The organism is Brevibacillus schisleri (assembly GCF_055685845.1).
In genome coordinates this window covers 2,902,071-2,920,829 of record NZ_JBVNDM010000001.1, presented here as the reverse complement: position 1 = coordinate 2,920,829, position 18,759 = coordinate 2,902,071, and the positions used below count along the sequence as shown (strand labels likewise).

At 46.1% G+C, this 18,759-nt stretch carries 15 protein-coding genes; 3 read left to right on the top strand and 12 right to left on the bottom strand.

Annotation, left to right across the window (positions count from 1 at the left end):
* Nucleotides 1–5 precede the first annotated feature (5 nt).
* The 6 genes from ACUUHJ_RS14575 to ACUUHJ_RS14550 form a co-directional block, all read right to left on the bottom strand.
* Complete coding sequence (locus ACUUHJ_RS14575) at nucleotides 6–1,808, bottom strand: S9 family peptidase (RefSeq protein ID WP_472299170.1); 1,803 nt, start codon at nucleotides 1,806–1,808, stop codon at nucleotides 6–8.
* Between the two features lie 81 nt (nucleotides 1,809–1,889).
* On the bottom strand, nucleotides 1,890–3,518 hold the full coding sequence (locus ACUUHJ_RS14570; RefSeq protein WP_472299169.1) for a peptide ABC transporter substrate-binding protein: 1,629 nt from the start codon (nucleotides 3,516–3,518) through the stop codon (nucleotides 1,890–1,892).
* 36 nt (nucleotides 3,519–3,554) lie between these two features.
* Complete coding sequence (locus tag ACUUHJ_RS14565; RefSeq protein WP_173609347.1) at nucleotides 3,555–4,502, bottom strand: ABC transporter ATP-binding protein; 948 nt, start codon at nucleotides 4,500–4,502, stop codon at nucleotides 3,555–3,557.
* Nucleotides 4,503–5,522 carry an ABC transporter ATP-binding protein gene (locus ACUUHJ_RS14560; protein ID WP_026134040.1) on the bottom strand — a complete coding sequence of 340 codons (1,020 nt, stop codon included), beginning with the start codon at nucleotides 5,520–5,522 and terminating at the stop codon, nucleotides 4,503–4,505.
* Between the two features lie 28 nt (nucleotides 5,523–5,550).
* On the bottom strand, nucleotides 5,551–6,495 hold the full coding sequence (locus tag ACUUHJ_RS14555; protein WP_472299168.1) for an ABC transporter permease: 945 nt from the start codon (nucleotides 6,493–6,495) through the stop codon (nucleotides 5,551–5,553).
* Nucleotides 6,496–6,498: 3 nt separating this feature from the next.
* Nucleotides 6,499–7,431: an ABC transporter permease gene (locus ACUUHJ_RS14550; RefSeq protein ID WP_016740472.1), complete on the bottom strand. Its 933-nt coding sequence runs from the start codon at nucleotides 7,429–7,431 to the stop codon at nucleotides 6,499–6,501.
* 565 nt (nucleotides 7,432–7,996) lie between these two features.
* Between ACUUHJ_RS14550 and ACUUHJ_RS14545 the strand changes: the two genes are divergently transcribed.
* The 3 genes from ACUUHJ_RS14545 to ACUUHJ_RS14535 all read left to right on the top strand — a co-directional run bounded on the left by ACUUHJ_RS14545 (nucleotide 7,997) and on the right by ACUUHJ_RS14535 (nucleotide 10,943).
* Nucleotides 7,997–9,307: a helix-turn-helix domain-containing protein gene (locus ACUUHJ_RS14545; RefSeq protein ID WP_472299167.1), complete on the top strand. Its 1,311-nt coding sequence runs from the start codon at nucleotides 7,997–7,999 to the stop codon at nucleotides 9,305–9,307.
* A 115-nt stretch (nucleotides 9,308–9,422) separates the two neighbouring features.
* Nucleotides 9,423–10,361 (top strand): alpha/beta hydrolase, encoded by a 939-nt coding sequence (locus ACUUHJ_RS14540; RefSeq protein WP_472299166.1) that lies wholly within the window; start codon nucleotides 9,423–9,425, stop codon nucleotides 10,359–10,361.
* A gap of 54 nt (nucleotides 10,362–10,415) precedes the next feature.
* Nucleotides 10,416–10,943 (top strand): GNAT family N-acetyltransferase, encoded by a 528-nt coding sequence (locus tag ACUUHJ_RS14535; protein WP_472299165.1) that lies wholly within the window; start codon nucleotides 10,416–10,418, stop codon nucleotides 10,941–10,943.
* 72 nt (nucleotides 10,944–11,015) lie between these two features.
* On the opposite strand, the gene ACUUHJ_RS14530 is transcribed toward ACUUHJ_RS14535, so the two are convergent.
* From ACUUHJ_RS14530 to ACUUHJ_RS14505, 6 genes are all read right to left on the bottom strand, one after another.
* On the bottom strand, nucleotides 11,016–11,903 hold the full coding sequence (locus ACUUHJ_RS14530) for a DMT family transporter (protein WP_472299164.1): 888 nt from the start codon (nucleotides 11,901–11,903) through the stop codon (nucleotides 11,016–11,018).
* A 101-nt stretch (nucleotides 11,904–12,004) separates the two neighbouring features.
* Nucleotides 12,005–12,721: a hypothetical protein gene (locus ACUUHJ_RS14525; RefSeq protein WP_472299163.1), complete on the bottom strand. Its 717-nt coding sequence runs from the start codon at nucleotides 12,719–12,721 to the stop codon at nucleotides 12,005–12,007.
* On the bottom strand, nucleotides 12,687–13,958 hold the full coding sequence (locus ACUUHJ_RS14520) for a tetratricopeptide repeat protein (RefSeq protein ID WP_472299162.1): 1,272 nt from the start codon (nucleotides 13,956–13,958) through the stop codon (nucleotides 12,687–12,689). The genes ACUUHJ_RS14525 and ACUUHJ_RS14520 overlap by 35 nt, the downstream gene beginning before the upstream one ends.
* A gap of 30 nt (nucleotides 13,959–13,988) precedes the next feature.
* Entirely contained in the window at nucleotides 13,989–15,260 is a 1,272-nt protein-coding gene (locus tag ACUUHJ_RS14515; protein WP_472299161.1) for an AAA family ATPase, read from the bottom strand.
* Nucleotides 15,261–15,456: 196 nt separating this feature from the next.
* The gene (locus ACUUHJ_RS14510) at nucleotides 15,457–17,538 is read right to left on the bottom strand and encodes an acyltransferase family protein (RefSeq protein WP_472299160.1); all 2,082 of its coding nucleotides are present in this window, start codon (nucleotides 17,536–17,538) and stop codon (nucleotides 15,457–15,459) included.
* 974 nt (nucleotides 17,539–18,512) lie between these two features.
* Nucleotides 18,513–18,713, bottom strand: a complete 201-nt coding sequence (locus ACUUHJ_RS14505; RefSeq protein WP_016740466.1) for a hypothetical protein — start codon at nucleotides 18,711–18,713, stop codon at nucleotides 18,513–18,515.
* Nucleotides 18,714–18,759 lie beyond the last annotated feature (46 nt).

The following is an 18,759-nucleotide window of genomic DNA, read 5'->3' as shown; positions in this document are numbered from 1 at the left end:
GCTTATCACTCCTCGATTTTATTGGTGGATGCGAGTTGCCCCAAAAAGAACTGGGAAATCTTTTGATTCAACGTGATGTGATTGTCCAGCTTTTCGGTAAAGTGACCTTCATCCTCAAAGATGTGCAAGTCGACTTCTTGTCCCCTGCCTCTCATGTCGGCTACGAGCTGTTCTGCTTCACTGACAGGAACACGCGTATCATTGCGTCCATGGAATACGAGAAGCGGAGCCGTGATCTTCTGCGAATGATTCAAAGGAGCAATTTCTTCAAAAAAGTCATTGTCTTCGCCGAGGAACCCGTACTCCATCTCACGCAATCTCCTTCTCCATTCCCCGGTGTTCTCCAAAAAGGTTTTGAAGTGGGAAATCCCCACAATATCAACACCCGCCGCCCACAGGTCAGGGTAATGCGTAAGCGCAGCCAGTGTCATGAAGCCTCCGTAACTACGGCCCATGATGCCGATCGAATTCGGGTCAACGCTTGGACGGCTGCCTAAATCTTTGACCAACCAAGCCAAATCTGCTACAGAATCCATCCGCTTGCGGCGATCATCGAGCTGGACATATTCCCGACCGTAGCCCATGCTGCCGCGAACATTCGGTGCTACCACCGTAAAGCCTTCGTTCGCCAAAAATTGAAAAACGGGATGATACTCCGGTCGAATTTGGCTCTCTGGCCCGCCATGAACGTAGACGACGACTGCTTTTTTCTCTGCAGGTTCGGATGTTTCTTTGGCATAAAGGAAATACGGCACTTCCAAGCCATCAAACGAATGAAACGTGCACAATTCCGGCTCGATGAGTTTATCCTCCAGAGCATCAGATTGACCAATGTTTGTCACACGCCTGCTGGTTTGCTCCGAAAGGGTGTACGTCCAGATGTCACCTGGAAGTGTAGGACTTTTCAACGTATAGGCGAGCTGATCATCAGTCACCCACGCCAAGGAAGAGATCACGCCACGTGGTGCTTCCTCTACCCGCTTCCAGCTTTGTTCTGTCAAGGAATAGAGGGCAAGAACGGAGTAGCCTCCTTCATTGATCGTGAAGGCAAGAAACTTCTCATCTGGGGATAATTGGGTCGCCTCCATGTCCCATTTCGGGTCGTGCACCAGTTTATCCAGCTCTCCTGTACGGAGTGAAAAGCGGCACAACGCTTTCGTATTTTCATCGCGGTCGGTTACGAGATATCCCGTTTGGCCGTCTTTAGACAGTACCAAGGAATGATAGCGCGCATGTTTGTTGCAGATGGAGAGCTTTTGTGCTTCCTTCGTTTGCAGATTCAACAAATACAGGCTATTGTCAATATTGGTCTCCTGCACGCTGAAAATGAGTCCTCTCCCGTCTGGCAGCCAGCCGATTGGATCGGTGCGCCCGTCGTAACGAAAGACTTCTTCATACGCGCCACTCTCGACATCCTGTACAAAAATATCAAAGCTGCGCGGATTGCGACGATTGCTGGACCACGCGATCTTTTGCCCACAAGGTGACCAACCACCCAAATAGTGAAAATAATCAGGAGCGTCTGTCAGCGGCTTCACAACTGCACCATTTTCCGTTAGCAAAAAGAATTGCTGCCGCTCGTCTCCCTTGTTGTCCATACCGACAATCGTTTTCGTCCCGCACGGGGAATGGTCAACTACTACTACTCGATCAGGTAAAAAGGTCACTTGCTCCGAGCGGTTGGACTCTTCATTCCAGCGCCACAACTGCGCGATACCTGTCAGCTTCGTTAAAAAGGTAATCTCTCTACGCTGCGGTACCACCTTCAATTGATACGCGGATTTCACTTGCAGATAGTCCAAAATCACGAGAAATCATCCTTTCCTGTTTTGCTTACTGTTCGTTGGATTATGTAAAGAGAAAAAAGAGGAGAAGCTCCTCTTTTTTTTCTATTTTTTCGTTGCCCAGCGAGCACTTGGGAACGCGTTGACCGGGAAAGTGAGACCCTCCAGATTCGGTTTCACCAAATAGTTTTGCTGGTAGTGGTAGACTGGCATGAACGGCATTTCATCCATCAAAACAGCTTCTGCCTGATGAAGCAATTCCATACGCTTGTTCGGGTCTTGCTCAACTTTTGCCGCCATATTCAACTGATCATACTCTTTGTTCACCCAACCCGTACGGTTGTTCGGGCTTTCACCCAAATAGTAGTCAAGGTTAAAGGAAGGATCATTGATTTGGCCTACCCAGCCCATACGGCCCATTTGATAGTTCTTTTGCTTGGTAGTATCCAGATACACTTTCCACTCTTGGTTTGTCATTTTTACTTCTACGCCCAAGTTTTTCTTGAGCATTTCTTGGATCGCTTGCGCTATTTTCTTGTGGCTTTCATCGGTGTTGTACATGAGTGTAACTTCTGGCAGCGTGGACCAGCCTTCTTCTTGCATACCTTCAGCCAGCAGCTTCTTCGCTGCTTCGTAATCCTCTTTGAAGTAGTCTCCACCCTCTTCGCGGAAGTCTTTTCCGTTTGGCTGCATCGCTCCACGCGGAACCATGGAGTAAGCTGGCGTCTCTCCACCTTGGCTTACCATTTCGGACAGCGCTTTACGGTCAAGCGACATGGCGAAAGCTTTCCGAACCTTTTTATTCGTAAACGGTTCTTTCGTTACGTTAAACATGTACATGTACGTGCCATAGTATGGAACGGATTTAAAGTCTGGGCTCGATTTTTCTTGTGCGAGGATGTCAGACGGCATTTCTTTGTTGAAGTCGAGCTCGCTACTCTTGTACATCTGATAAGCAGTCGTGGCGTCGTTCACCATTTTCCAGGTGATCTTCTCCATTTTTACGTCCGCTTTGTTCCAATAATGCTCGTTCTTTTCTACCACGAGCTCAGAGTCATGCTTCCAGGAAACGAGCTTGTAAGCGCCGTTGGAGATGTAGCTGTCCGCATTTGCTGCCCATTTTGGATTCGCCTCTGCTTGCTTCTTGTTGATTGGGTGCCAGTAACGGGTAGCGAGCATTTTGTCAAAGTACGAGGTAGGTGCGACCAGCTTGATTTCGAGCGTTTTTGCATCCACTGCCTTGATACCTACATCTTCTGCTTTTCCTGTGCCTTTGTTGTATGCCTCTGCTCCTTTAATGTAATAGAGCAGGTAAGCCGTAGTCGAAGCAGTTGCTGGATCAAGATGCTTCATATACGTGAAAGCAAAATCCTCGGCTGTCACTGGCTCGCCGTTTGTCCATTTCACATCATCGCGCAAAATGAACGTGTACGTTAGCTTGTCATCGGACAGCTTCACTTCCTTGGCTTGTCCCAAGATCGGATTGCCGTCCTTATCCTTGGTGTACAGACCTTCCCCCAAGTGATCCATGATCCAGAAGGACGTCGTATCGGTTGACGTGAGTGGGTTCAAATCTGGCGGCTCGGACTTGGCATTGAACACAACCTCTTGTTTGGCAGCAGCGCCTGGGGCAGTTGTACCTCCAGTCGATGCTGACTCGCCACTACCGCCGCAACCAGCCAGAGCCGGAATGACGAGCGAGAGCGACAGGGCAAAAGCAGCTAATTTCTTCACGTTGTTTCCCCCTATATATTAAGATAGAAAATCGAACTACTGATAGAGATGACAAGCGACCCAATGGTTTGGTGCAGCTTCCTGCCATTCAGGAACCTGTGCCGCGCATTGCTCCATGGCCTTTGGGCATCTTGTTCGGAAAACACAACCGCTTGGAGCGTTGGCAGGACTCGGCAAATCGCCCTGCAAGATGATGCGCTCCCGCTTGATTGTCGGATCAGGAATCGGAATGGAGGACAGTAACGCTTGTGTATATGGATGAAGTGGCTTTGCGTACAGCTCGAAGCTGTTTGCCATTTCTACCATTTTGCCGAGGTACATGACTCCGATTCGAGTGGAAATATGCTTCACCATGGACAGATCGTGGGCGATAAACAAGTAAGTCAGACCCCTGTCCTGCTGCAAGTCTTCCAATAGATTGACGACCTGCGCTTGAATCGACACATCAAGCGCCGAAATCGGTTCATCCGCGATGATAAATTCCGGCTCGACCGCCAGTGCTCGGGCAATCCCGATCCGCTGCCTTTGGCCTCCACTGAATTCATGAGGGAATCGATTCGCATGTTCCTTGGACAGCCCAACCAGCTCCAGCAATTCTTTGACCCGATCCGCTCTTGCACCTCGGGATAAGCCGTGAATATCCAGGCCCTCCGCAATAATGTCCATGACAGTCATGCGCGGATTCAGACTTGCTTGCGGGTCTTGAAAAATCATTTGGACGTCGCGGTGGAACTGCTCTGCCTCTTTTCCTTTTAAGCGATGTGCATTTTTGCCTTTGAACAAAACTTCTCCATCTGTATTTTCATAGAGGCGAATCATCGTTCTGCCCAACGTCGACTTGCCGCAGCCGCTCTCCCCTACTAGTCCGAGCGTCTCGCCGCGATGAATGGTGAAGGTCACGCCGTCAACTGCCTTTAGCGTAATCCCATTGCCGATCTCAAAATGCTTTTTTAGATTTTTGACTTCAACCAACGCTTGGCTCATCTACGTCTGCCTCCCTGCTGCCACCAGTTCTTCCAGCTTCGGTGCCCGTGGATCATGTAGCCAGCATGCAGCTTGGTGACCCTCGGTGAATGTGGAAGCGTCCGGCATTTGCTGCTCGCATATTTCCATCGCAAACTGACAACGTGGAGCGAACGGACACCCTTTTGGCGGGTGGAATAAATCCGGCGGCGTTCCTTCGATCGGTACCAGTCGTTCCTTTTCCACGCCATCGATCCGCGGTAGAGAGCGCATCAAGCCCCATGTGTACGGATGCTTCGGATTTGCGAAAATATCCTCTACCTTGCCTGTTTCCACCACAATTCCTGCGTACATAACCACGGCCCGGTGCGCGATTTCGGCTACGACACCCAAGTCATGTGTAATCATCACAATGGAGAGCTGCTGCTTTTCCTGTAATTCTTTGAGCAAGTCCAAGATTTGTGCTTGAATCGTTACATCCAGTGCTGTCGTCGGTTCATCTGCAATGACGAGCTTTGGATTATTGGCGAGAGCAATCGCGATGACGACACGTTGCCGCATTCCCCCGGAAAACTCATGCGGGTATTGATCCACCCGTTTTTCCGGATCCGGGATACCAACCAACCGCAGCATTTCCATTGCTTTTTTACGTGCCTCTTCTTTGCTGACCTGCTGGGTACGAACAAACCCCTCGACGATTTGGGCGCCGACCCTCATTGTCGGATTCAGTGCCGTCATCGGGTCCTGAAAGACCATCCCGATCTCAGCTCCACGAACCGATAGCAATTCCTTCTTACTCATCCCCGTGATGACTTTTCCGTCAAAACGAATTTGACCATCCACGATTCTTCCCGGCGGATTCGGGATCAAGCCCATGATCGCCTGGGCGGTTACACTCTTTCCACAACCGCTCTCTCCCACTACCGCAAGCGTCTCGCCACGATCAACATGAAAGGTAACTCCCCGTACAGCCTGTACCTCTCCACCGTACGTTTTGAAATGTACGCGGAGGTTTTCTACTTGTAGCAAATGATCCGCCATGTCTGATCCTCCTATCTTCGTGGCGAGGTTACTCGCGAATTCTTGGGTCCAATGCGTCCTGCAAGCCATCACCGAAAACGTTGAAGGCAAACATCGTCAAAGAAATCATCAAGGCCGGGAAGAAAAGTCTCCACCAATCGCCTGTCAAAATGACGCCGAGTGCATCGTTAGTCATCGTGCCCCAGCTAGCGATTGGCGCTTGCACACCCAGTCCTAGAAAGCTGAGGAAAGATTCTGCAAATATCGCCGACGGAATGGTAAACGTCAAGTTCACGATGATGACGCCGATGGTATTCGGAATCAGGTGGCGCAACAAAATGCGAGGGAATTTGGCGCCCAGCACTTGCGCTGCCATGATGAACTCCTGGTTTTTCAATTGCAGGATTTGTCCCCGAACGAGACGAGCCATCCCTACCCAACCGGTTGCGGACAATGCGATGATAATGGTAACAATTCCAGGCTCCATGACAACCATCAGCATGATCACCACAAGCAAGTATGGCAATCCGTATAAGACCTCGATCAATCGCATGATGATGGTATCGATTCGGTCTCCCTTTTTACCTCGACCGGCCATGTATCCGGCAATACCGCCGACGGTCACTCCGATGACCAAGTCAATTAACGCTGCCGATATTCCGATAATCAGTGAAATCCGCGCTCCGTACCATGTTCGTGAAAACATGTCGCGCCCCAGCTCATCTGTTCCGAACCAATGCTCGCCCGAAATTTCCTGATTCGCATTCAAGAGACTCTGATCGGAATAGCTGTACGGAACAAGATGTGGTCCAATGATCGCCATGGCTATCAGCATAACAATCAGGGTCAAACCCACCATGGCCAGCTTGTTTCTAACGAGCTTTCTCGCTACTTGTTGAAAATGAGTCAGGCTCGGTCGCATCTGGGCGATCTGTCCATCTGCTTTTTGAGCTCTAGGTCGAAACAACTCATTAACTGATTGATCTACCGCCATTGGCTACCTCCCCCTGCTCGATAGTTTGATTCGTGGATCGATGAATATATAGGCCAGATCAATCAAGAAGATAATGAGTACCAAGATGGCACTGTAGAATACTGTCGTTCCCAAAATAACAGGATAATCTCGATTGAAAATGCCATCGACGAAGTACTTGCCAATCCCTGGTACCGCAAAAATCTTTTCGACAACAAACGTTCCGGTTAACAACCCCGCAATAAGCGGTCCCATAAACGTGACGATCGGCAAAATCGCGTTGCGGATTCCGTGCTTGATCACTATCAGAAAAGTCGGAATTCCTTTCGCCTCAGCGGTCCGTATGTAATTCTGGTTCATCACGTCGATCATGCTCGTACGCATATAGCGTGTAATGATCGCTAAAGGTCCAAAAGCAAGTGCGAGTGAAGGCAGAACCGAGTGTTTCCAACTGGCAAGCGTAGCTACTGGGAATAACGGCCATTTAATTGCCAAGTAATTAATGAGTAACGGCGCCATGATAAAGCTGGGTACAGCAATTCCTAATACAGCCATGACCATTGCCGCATAATCAATCCAGGTATTTCGGTTTAATGCCGCAATTGTTCCGAATAAAAGTCCGAAAAAAAGGGCAACTGCTATCGCCTGCAAACCAATCATTGCAGATGCTCCGAAGCCATCTTTGATCATATCATTGACACCGCGTGTCTCCGACTTAATAGAAGGTCCTAAATCGAGCATGACCAAGCTTTTTAGATAAAGCAAATACTGCATCGGCAGCGGTTCATCCAAATTGTATTTGGCACGCAGATTGAGCAATATTTGCTCGGGCAACTGATCTGACTCCGACGCGAATGGATCACCAGGGATCATATGCATCAAGCTAAAAGTCAACGTTACAATAATCCACAAGGTGAGTACCATCATCAGAATTCTTTTGAGTAAATAACGCGACATCTATACGCCCCCTAGTCCAGACTTGCAAAAAGATTAAGAAAATTCAACGTACCCTCCTTTTGTTCGAGTTCAAAAAGTTGACTTTTCAGCACCGAGAAGATGGCGAGAACCGAACGAAGGAGGAGCGCAGTGTAGGCCATCTACATGAGCACCGGACTTCAGAGGTGAACGCCATATTCGATGTCGAATTCGCATTCTTGACTACCTCGTGATCAAAAGACAACTTTTTGAACAACCTCTTTAACGGAAATTGACCTAAAACATTCCTTAATTCAACAATATAGTGCCGCAATTATTTAATGTCAATTCTGATTTTTTTATTTTTTACGTCGATTCATAAAGGAATTTGCTGAAAGTTGTCAAATATAGAACAATTAATACGGAAAATTTCCCTAAAACATCCCTATTTAAAGGCTTCGTGGTCGCGACAGCTCGCATACCCATCTGATGGGTTATATCTTATCTATATAAGAAAGACTGGCATACTAAGATGCCGAAGAAAGGATGGAGCTCCTTCCTGGCGAATGATTTATCCCGTAGTTTAACTTTTTTGGAGGATATTTTGATGATAAAAGTTGGCATAGTCGGTCCAAAAGATTCAGTAGATGCAATGCTAGCTGTAGGTCGTGAGTTTTCCGATCACATCCTGCTCACCTCCTTTGTTTATCAAGGAGTGGAACAAGTACCTGCCTATGTAGCCGAAAATGATATGGAAACAGATATCTGGTTCTTCTCTGGAGTCGCCCCCTATTCGATGGCAAAAGCCCATATTGGCAAGAAAAAAGCCTTTTATCCGCAAGTCAATTCTAGTGTCCTGACCAAAGTGTTGCTCGAATTGGTATATCGCGATGGTCTTTCTTTAGATCGCGTGAGCTTCGACACCATTTCAGAAGCGCATTTTCGTGAGACTTTGGAGGAATTGGGCCTGCACTGTGAGAATCCATACCTAAAGCCGTATAAGGAATTCAGAAAGAGAGCTGAATTGGTAGCCTATCATACCCGCCTGATCCAGGAAGGCAAGGTAGACGCTTGTGTCACAGGAACGCTGTACGTCACCGAAGAATTAAAACGACAAGGAATCAGAGTATACCGAATGGGCTTCACGCGCTTTATATTTCGGGAGATTTTCAAGCAAATTCTGCAAGAGGGTGAAACGCTCCACTTCAAGCGCTCCCAAATTGCTGTTCAATTGATTGAGGTATCCGACATGGAAAAGCTCGTGAATGAACCTGCAAACGCATACGAGCTACGGCGCCTCGATTTGAAGCTGCAAGAGCTCGTACTTGATTACACAGAGTCGATTTCCGGTAGCTTCGTCGCGGTCGGCAATTCCAAGTTCATTATTTTTTCCACCCGCGGATCATATGAAGACAATCCAGATTTTCACCCCACGATCCTTTTGGAAAAAATCAAGCTGCTCACCCATTCGCACGCGAATATGGGAATCGGCTTCGGTGTCACAGCATTGTCTGCGGAGCGCAATGCACAGCTTGCTCTCGGTCACGCCAAAAACCATCAGGATGCCGTGATCCTCGTTGACCATGACGGTTCGATTGAAGGTCCGCTGCGTCAGCCGAACAGCATCAGCTACGAATATTGGACACAGGACAAAGAAATCAGCGAAAATCTGAAAAAAGCTGGTGTCAGTATTACGACGTTTAACAAAATCATTTCCGTTCAAAAAGCGCTGGGGCAAAAATATATCAGCGCTTCGATGATCGCGGAATGGATGGGAATGACACCTCGCAATGCGCGAAGAATCTTAAGTGACTTGGCAGAGCACAACATTATCGAACTCATTGGGGAAGAGACACCAACAAACCGGGGGCGACCACGGAAAATTTATCGTATACTCCCCTCGCCACAAACCACTTAATTGTTTCTCTGTGCGAAAGGCCCAAACTTGTGATTTCCAGAAAACTTCTTTTGTGGATCATTGCTGGTCATGCATGTAAGCTATCCAACTATTATGCAATTAGGGGGTCATACACATGCCCGTTCATCCACAGATTCAACAAATATTAGACGTCTTCAACCGCTCACGTCATGATGTTGACTTTAACCAATTGACACCACAGATGATGCGAATGGCGACTGATCTAAATCGAGATTCAGGCGCGGAACGTGAACAGGTAAAAAAGGTAGAGAATCTCTCGCTTCCCGTAGAAGGTCGTTCCATTCCGATTCGCATATACACACCAGAAGGAGATGCCCCCTTCCCTGCACTCGTGTACTATCATGGGGGCGGATTTGTGATTGGCAATCTCGAAACAGCAGACTCGGTATGTCGCAACTTCGCAAATAACGCAAAATGTGTGGTCATTTCTATTAATTATCGGCTCGCTCCTGAACATCCTTTTCCTGCTGGATTGGAAGATGCCTATGATTCTCTTCTTTATATTTCAGCTCATGCTGATCAGTTTGGCATTGATCCATCGCGGATAGCGGTTGGGGGAGATAGTGCCGGAGGGAATTTTGCCACAGTCGTGAGTCTCATGGCGAAAGAACGAAAGGGGCCGCCTATCGTATTTCAATTATTAATCTATCCAGCCGTAGGAATTGTGGACACCACTCCCTACCCATCCATGCAGGAAAATGCGCGTGGCTATTTGATGGATGTGGAATTGCTGAATTGGTTCCTCTCTCATTATCTACCGCCTGCCGATCTGCAAAATCCCTATCTTGATCCGATCCATGGTGCCGATCTCACTGCCCTGCCTCCTGCCATGGTGATTACAGCCGAATATGACCCGTTGCGAGATGGCGGAAAAGCGTATGCTGACAAGCTACGCGATAGCGGTGTCGATGTCGTCTATCGGAATGAACAAGGCTTGATCCATTCCTTCATCGGATTTCATACGACTATCAAGCAAGCACAAGAATCGTTGGATGAGATGTCGGCCCAATTACGAAAAGCTTTCAAAATATAGGTCGTATTGGATAAACAAAGCGTAGGCATCATCATGGTAGGAAGGATGAAATCATTGACTAGACATACAGACGACAAAGTGACCATTCGCTTCGCTCGCATCGAGGATGCGGCAGCCATTTTATCGATACAGCGTGATGTGTTTTGCGAAGGTGAATTTTTTATTGCTGTTTCCGAAGAGTTCAACAAAACCATGGAGCAGCAGCTTGCGTGGATACAAAGCATCATCGACAATGACAGGGACACCATGTTCGTAGCGGAAATAAACGGGGAATTGGCTGGCATGGTCGTGTTCGTTTCTCCGGCTCGGAAGCGTTTGTCTCATACAGGTTCGATCACGATGATGATCCAGAAAGCTCACAGAAATAAGGGCATCGGCAAGGCTTTATTGCAGGAGTTGTTAGCTTGGGCGAAGCAGAATCCGCTCATTGAAAAAGTGAGCTTGGGGGTGTTCTCCAACAATCTGAGAGCGATCGCTTTATACAAAAGCCTTGGATTTGTGGAAGAAGGACGAAAAGTGAAAGAATTCAAGTTGGCTGAGAATGAATACGCAGATGATATCCTGATGTACAAATTCGTATAGCGTCCATTCGTTTTCCTTCCATGCAAAAAAAGGACCTTCTCATCAGGTCCTTTTCTTATGAGCAAGTAAGCTCTATACCGATTTCGATGGCTGAACAGCTTGTTTCTTTTGAACACTGGCAACAATCACACCCACCACAATCAACAAGGAGCCTCCGACTTGAATCGACGTCACCTGCGAACCAAGCAGTAAAAACCCGACCAGCATCGCTACAAAGGGCTGCAAGTTAAGAAAAATAGCTGCTTTGCCCGTCCCTACCACCTTTAATTGCTGATTCCAGACGATTCCACATATTCCTTGCATGAGGATCGCGGTCAAAATGAGCATCGCCCATGCCCACACTTCATGGCTGATCTGCGCCCCAGGCTCGATTGTCAACAGCGCGGCAGGAGTCAAAAACAACGTGCCAACCGTCGTCGAGTAAACAGTGGCAATAAACGGCTGGATGGTTTGCGTTAGTTTGCGAATGATGATCATGGAAGACGAGAATGCGACCATGGCAATCACAATGAGTAAGACGCCCTTGGTAATGGAGAGTCCAGCCCCAATACCGACAACGAAGAATGTTCCCATGAGCGCCAGGCCAGACCCAATCTTCATACGCAAGGTAAACTGCTCCTTCAAAAACAAAGAGGCCAGGACTGCGGTGACGATCGGTGACAAGGAAAGAATCAACGACGCCGTTGTCGCATCTGTCGTCAAGAGCCCGTTGAAATACGCCGTTTGATTCGCCAGCGTCCCGATCAAGCCAAGCAATACAAGAAGCCCTAGCTCACGAGCTGTGATTTTCACGAATTTTTTGGCCAGCCACGCGTAAATGATGAGAAACAGAGATGTGAAAAGCAAGCGTACATCTGCCAAAAACAGCGGAGGAAACTCTTTAACCAGCATGCTTCCGAACACAAAATTACTGCCCCACAACGTCACACAAAAAAGCAATAGCAAGTACGACCGTATCATGATTGTTCCTTCTTTCACCCGATGCATTATTCTTCCGTTAGCTATCGTACAGGAGAGTGCGAAAAAAGTCCATGAGCTGATCTGCTATTGTTTGATGGAAATTATCCTTTATTCATCAATTCAGCAACTTCCTCGACATAAACCCATTCTGACATCCCTGGTTTCCAAACTTGTAACTTCACCGTGTCAACCTGCCCCATTTCAATCACCCAATGAATATCGTTATTCCGCAAAGGATACAGCGGCATCCCATTCTCGACCAACATCCATTTATCATGATACGTCCGGACGGTAGGAATTCGCCCTATGTGATTATAAGATTGATCGTAATGATACATAATTGGGTTATTTGTCACCAATAGCGAAGCCATATAAACATAAAAATCTTCCAGAACCTCTGTGAGGATATTTGACCTTCTGGATTGAAATATATGGTCAGGTCTGAACTGAATGTAGCAAACCTCATCAACTGCCGATGTAGCTTGAGCGTATTGTGACCATGTCAAATACGATGGATCGAGATTCATTTGACCTGATCGCCAATAAATCCCTTTCGAGCTAAGCAAAATCTCCTCCTTTGCCCTATTAAAAATATACCTATTGGAATAGAAAGCAAGAATAGATTCCCCGTCTGCTATGCCATAATATTTATCGATCAACTTTAGATGTTTTGAAGATAATCTTGTACTCGAAATAAAATCAAAATCCTTGCCATAGCGATTGCACAATGCTTCCATGTACGCAATATCGAGATTTACGTTCTCTTCTGATTTTTGAATTTGATTATTTTCTTCCTGTATATTGTAATGATATTTCATCTTTACCTCCTTTCAGGAAATTGCTTACTTTTAAGTAGATAAATTGAATTATCGCAGGACTATTCTTAATAACAAAGCACGGATAAATAATTAGCCAAATAATCAACTTATAAATCGGTTTTATGCCCCAGTAAAGAACATTTATAACAAAACTTCCACTTTCAGATATTCTATCTATCCAATTTTGAATATGCTCATTATCCGGAAAAATGGTATTACATCTCCGAAAATGCTCAAGGGCCTCTTTATACTCCGAATTGTCATAAAGAATCTTCCCATAGCTAAGATTCATTTCAAGATCATTCGGATTTAATTTCAAATAGGCTTTTATTTCTTTTCTAGGTTCATTTTCCCCAAAATGAAATAATATTTTGATCAGCCGAAGGTGATGAACCTGACTTTTCGGATACAACTGCACAATACGTCTGTGAAGACTTTTGATTTGAACAGCATAAATAGCACCATCTTTATCGATTTCACCTTCTTTATCCATATATTGGGCTATTTCTAATGCTGTACTATCTTCGGGATTAATAGTTAGTGCCAAATGTACCAGCTTTTTTGCTTCATCTTTTCTTCCTAAAAAATATTGCAACTTACCGTACGCTACATAATACTTCACAAATTGAGGGTTCAAAGCCAGAGTGGTTTTAAAGGCATCTTCGGCTTCCTCAAACATACACAAACGAAGGTACGTGAAACCTAACAGGCCATGCATTGACGCACTATCTGGCATGAGTTTCATCCCGGTCTGTAATAGTTCAACAATTGTGTCAAGTTCAAGCTTATATTCTTCTAAAATCGTCGGGTGTTTTATCCCCGTAAAAATAAATGAATCACCGTGTTTATCCTGAACTTTGGCATTCAAAGTAGTAGCAAGATCCAAATAATGAAACCCCTTATTTGAATTGATTTCAATTGCTTTTTTCCCATGAAAGATCGCTTCCTCAAATTGATACAGCCCTCGATATAACAGTCCCAATAAACAATGTACTTTATCGTCTTCGGGATACAAGCTAACCAGACGTTTGAGGAGTTGCGCTCCATCTTCATCTTGGCCTAAATAATAATGCGCCCAACCGGCCTGTAATGTCCCATCATAATGATCTGGCACATGACGCATTAATTGACCGTATTCTTCCAGCACATGTTCGTACTTTCGATTTTCATAAAAAAAGTCCATTCTTTTTATGATCTGTTCTACTTGATTGTCCTTTGTCAAATTCTCGGTCGACATTTATCCATCCCCCTGAATTGATGATGCAGACTATATCAACCTACCGAACTGCCTGATATAATGCTCCACATCGTTATACAACCCGCTTTGATTGGAGTATTTCACGTAATTTTTGGCCGTTTGCAACCACTCTATTGTGGTAGGCTTTACCACCTGTAGAGCATTCTCCATATCCTTCATCATGATGGGCCGCTCTACGCCTGAGTCGAGGATTTCTTCAAGAACCGCTTCCGTAGCTCGTTCGATCACATTTTCAATATCTGCTCCTGAGAAAAATTCGGTCGCTTTTGCCAGTGTATAGGTATCGATGTCCTTCGAGAAACGACCCTTTAGTTTTAACTCAAAAATTTGCTTACGCGCTTCCAGGTCAGGTGGTGCTACGAACACTAATCGGTCAAAACGGCCTGGGCGTTTCAACGCATGATCTACGTCCCATGGCATATTCGTGGCTCCGATAATAAGCACTTGATCTGTACTCGTATCAATGCCCTCCATTTCAGTTAAAAACGTATCGATAACACCCCTCATATAACTACTAGAAGACTTGGACCGACTGTAGCCGATCGTATCAATCTCATCAAAAAACATGATACTCGGTTTTTGTGCACGAGCTTTTTCAAACATCGCCTTCAGATTTTGTTCGCTTACGCCGATATATGGGTCTAACACGTCTGTGATATGTACTGGAAAGAAGTTAGCTTTGCATTCTCCAGCAGTCGCGCGAGTAATAAAAGTTTTTCCGCAACCAGGAGGCCCATAGAGAAGTACTCCTCCACCGATCTTCTTCCGAAATTTCGAGAATAGTCCTTGGTTGAAAAACGGGCTAATGATTCTGATTTGGATCGTTTTTTTCAACTCCACCAAACCCGCTACATCTGCAAAAGTTACCTTGTTCAAGCTTGTAATTTCAGTCGGTTCTGGTTTCTGACCCCCATCAATAACTTGAAAGCCTGGATTGTTTTTTATCGAATAGGTATAGGTTTCACTTCCGTCACACGTCTCATCTGAGACCACTTCTTCGTTTTGGTCATTGTTTAACGGGTCTTCTGTATAACGAATGATTGGATCTACGCTTCTTTCGCTTGTGCTTTGTTGTAATTGCTGAGTCGATGTAGTTAATTCTTGCAGAAGGTTATTTCTGAGTTCGTGATCATCGCCGCAATATGTCAGTCCTTTAGAGAATGCACTTATCGCTTCTAGCCAGCGTCTGTTACTCGCTAATTCCTTCCCTAGCCAATAAAAAGTTGTGGCATCCTCTGGTTGTCTTGCGGAAAGCTGTTGAAGCCATTCTATTTTTTCCATGATTAAACTACTCCTTTTGTAACATAAAAATAAAAGCAACCATTCTAACCAGTTATTTACACATAATCTTTTAATCGGTATTTCTGCGTTTTTATACAGGGGTAATAAGACCTAGTTCTTATTGCTTATTCAAAAGTGTAAAAAAGGACAAAAAACAGAGATCCTTTTTCGATCTCATGTCTTTTGTCCTCTTGTTTCAATTCACTATTTCCGTTGAACTAACTTCAGGCCCTTCTGCTTCCAATACTGAATTGTGTGTATCAATCTGCCCTGTCGCTTCTACTTCCGACTCTTTCGCTTTCTCTTCCTCTTTCACTTCCGGCTTCTTCTCTGGCTCCGTCGGCGCGATTGCACTCGCCACGAGTGCCGCGTATTTTTGCGAGCCTTCCTTATTCGGGTGAACACCGTCTTTGTAAAAGTAAGAGCTTTGCCCTTCACTTGCCGTATACCAATCCACTAGAACGACATGTGGTTGGGCTGCAGCCGTTTCCGCCAGCATCTTATTCACGACACTTTCCCACGGTTTAGGTACGCGAGAATTGATGAGAATAATCTGCTCGACGCCATCCAGTGATTGCAGCAGCTTGTCGAGCTGCCCTTTACTAAATGCGCCGTTCGAGCCTAATTCAATCACGACGCGATTTCCTAATTGGCCTTTTGCCTTGAGCTGGGCAATCACCTCAGGAGCTTGCGCCATTTGCCTTCCGATTTTGGCATCCACGACGATTCCTGGCAATAGTTTCTCCATGTATGGAGCCACATCAAGCATGACAGAGTCACCAATCACAGTGATCCCTTTACCAGAGCCTATCGCTTTGATCGGTTCCTGTTTTTGGTCAGGCTGTTTGGAAGCATTCGAATCTTTCTGCTTCTCGGCAGGCTTCTGCTTTTGTCCGTTGTTAGTTGGCTTCTGCTCATTTTTCGGTTTTGTTGGTGGAGTAGCTGGTTTTTGAAGTGTTTCCGGTTTCTTCTCTACGATTGGCACCTCAGGACCGTGGGGCTTGTCGGGAACCTTTGTCTCGGCGACCGTTTGAGTTGGCTGCGTCACATTGCCAGCGGTCGCATCTGACGTGAGCGAAGCGATCCCATAATACGTAACACAAAGAGCGATCGCGCAACCAGTGGCCAAAACACGGTTTAACCGTTTTGTTTTCTGCCCTGCCTTATTGGAGAGGCTCCAGATTTTACCTAATGCACCGTAGCGAATAGGCTCTTCGAGATATTTCCATGACAACGATGCCAGCAAAATGCTGGCGAGGAGCTGCAAAACCGCTCCAGGTATCGCCATCCACTCCCTTTCCGCCAAAAACGGATTGGTCCAAACAATAACAGGGTAATGCCACAAATAAATACCGTAAGATCGAACGCCAATCCAGCGTAGTGGCTTGCAGCCCATCCATTTCGCCAAGCTGCTTGCCGGATGTGCGAGTACGGCGACCAGCACGGCACTAACGACAGACAGAAGGACGAGCCCGCCTTCGTACAAATAGTCATCATATTGATTCGTGTTCCAAATGCTGTACAAAAGAATCCCTAAGCTCAAGAGACCGCTTAGATCAAGCGTCATTCGCGCTTTTTGTGAAATGTTCGTCGTAAGCAAGCGACTCGGCCACATCATGGCGAGTGCGGCACCGATCAACAATCCGAATACTCGTGTGTCCGTTCCGTAATATACACGACTCGGATCAAGACCTGGCTCATACCATACAGCCATGAGGATGGCGGATAGTGCAGCCATCACCAAAGTAATGATCATGATTGGCCCCCTGCGCTTCAGGAAGCGGAGTCCCAGCGCGAGTACCAGTGGCCAAATGACATAGAACTGTTCTTCGACCGCCAATGACCACAGATGGCCTAATGGTGAGGGCGGACCGAATTTTTCAAAATAAGATACGTCATGAAAGACCAGCCACCAGTTGCTCATGTACAGAACGGCTGCTCCTACATCTCCTCGAATGGTTTCCAACTGAGCTGGGGAAAAGATGGCTACCCCTGCCACCACCACAAACAACATGAGGAACAGCGCTGGGAGCAGTCTTCTGGCACGGCGCAACCAAAAGTTTTTCATGTCGAGTCTGCCATTTCGATTCCATTCTGCAATTAATAAGTCTGTAATTAAATATCCCGATAAAACGAAGAAAATACCGACACCCAGCAATCCCCCGGGTGCCCAGTCGTAATTCAAGTGATAAATAATGACTGCGAGTACCGCCAGCGCACGAAGCCCGTCGATCCCAGCCATGTATCGACTGCTGGAGCCTTTGATCGGTTCAGGCATGCTGGTGGCCTCCCATCGTTGCATGTTGGCGAGTGATTAATTCGTTCTGATTATTGTTTCTTTTCGTACCCATCGTCCTTTTCATATTTTTATGGTGATTCTTCGTGCTCGCCATGCAAAACATTTCATTCTCCCCTTTTACCTTCCGTTCTGTTATTGTCCTTTGTTGTTGGGGGCAGTCATTACACATCGGGAATTGCGTGCTATATGAATGCAAAAACCCCTGTTTCTGGAATCGTGCGAAAGCGGGGGTTGGTCTCGTTCATTATCTTTATGGAAAATGAATTCTTCCCATCATCGTTGCCCGTATTCAGGATGTGATGAACTACTCACTATCTTGTTGTTTTTAGTTCGCTTACTCCCTTATATATGCATCACACCTTCCTTATAGTGGATGGTCTCACAAGGAAATTACCCGGTCCTTGTCTTACGTTAGACTCTTGCTGAGTAGTTGTGCGTAACCTGATTATATGACGGTTTCGGGGGATAACTCGTTACAAACTGTTAACATTCTGACCCTATTTTTTCCCGGTAAAAACGCGGAACAAAAAAAGAAGCTGCTGGTATACTTTCCCCATCAGCTTCACGATTGTTGATCATCTCAGACCACCACTGTCAGATGCAAAATGCAACGTGTTTACTTGTCACAAAAGATTTACGGATCAACAGCCTGCATCCGTTCGTAAATTTTGCGAGTTGTATTGACATTCCTGATTGTCATTCGTTGATAAACCTTTGAGCCAATAAGTTTCTGCTTGATGTCATGTCAATTCCAAAAGCTTGTATGTATCATCTCTTCCAACTTGTACCGAATGGTTGTTTTGGAATCGGTATCCCCCGAAGGAAAGCGACATCAACCACGGTCATTCCCCTATCACTACCATTTTCGCCAATCGAAACGGGAAACACAAGACAAAAATAAAATCCCCATCGATTATCAGCACCGACGAGGATTTTCGCTTGATTATCCCAATTTAAATATGATGAGTAAACAAATAATTCAAGAATAAACCACCGCTGACAACCGCAATCACCATACATGCGATGCCACTTTTCACCCGTTCGGAGAGCAATCGCATAAATCCAAGACAGAAAAAGACTCCTGTGACCAAAAAATAAGCGACTCCAACCCAAAAAACATTCCAAGGCAAGCTCGCAAAATCTACGTTACCCACACGTGAACACCATCCCTGTCCGATTCTACTGATTACTTGTATGTAC

Excerpts from the sequence above, each read along its gene's own strand:
- ACUUHJ_RS14565 (WP_173609347.1), bottom strand. The coding sequence starts at position 4,502 with ATGAGCCAAGCGTTGGTTGAAGTCAAAAATCTAAAAAAGCATTTTGAG.
- ACUUHJ_RS14560 (WP_026134040.1), bottom strand. The coding sequence starts at position 5,522 with ATGGCGGATCATTTGCTACAAGTAGAAAACCTCCGCGTACATTTCAAA.
- ACUUHJ_RS14555 (WP_472299168.1), bottom strand. The coding sequence starts at position 6,495 with ATGGCGGTAGATCAATCAGTTAATGAGTTGTTTCGACCTAGAGCTCAA.
- ACUUHJ_RS14550 (WP_016740472.1), bottom strand. The coding sequence starts at position 7,431 with ATGTCGCGTTATTTACTCAAAAGAATTCTGATGATGGTACTCACCTTG.
- ACUUHJ_RS14545 (WP_472299167.1), top strand. The coding sequence starts at position 7,997 with ATGATAAAAGTTGGCATAGTCGGTCCAAAAGATTCAGTAGATGCAATG.
- ACUUHJ_RS14540 (WP_472299166.1), top strand. The coding sequence starts at position 9,423 with ATGCCCGTTCATCCACAGATTCAACAAATATTAGACGTCTTCAACCGC.
- ACUUHJ_RS14530 (WP_472299164.1), bottom strand. The coding sequence starts at position 11,903 with ATGATACGGTCGTACTTGCTATTGCTTTTTTGTGTGACGTTGTGGGGC.
- ACUUHJ_RS14525 (WP_472299163.1), bottom strand. The coding sequence starts at position 12,721 with ATGAAATATCATTACAATATACAGGAAGAAAATAATCAAATTCAAAAA.
- ACUUHJ_RS14520 (WP_472299162.1), bottom strand. The coding sequence starts at position 13,958 with ATGTCGACCGAGAATTTGACAAAGGACAATCAAGTAGAACAGATCATA.
- ACUUHJ_RS14515 (WP_472299161.1), bottom strand. The coding sequence starts at position 15,260 with ATGGAAAAAATAGAATGGCTTCAACAGCTTTCCGCAAGACAACCAGAG.
- ACUUHJ_RS14510 (WP_472299160.1), bottom strand. The coding sequence starts at position 17,538 with ATGCCTGAACCGATCAAAGGCTCCAGCAGTCGATACATGGCTGGGATC.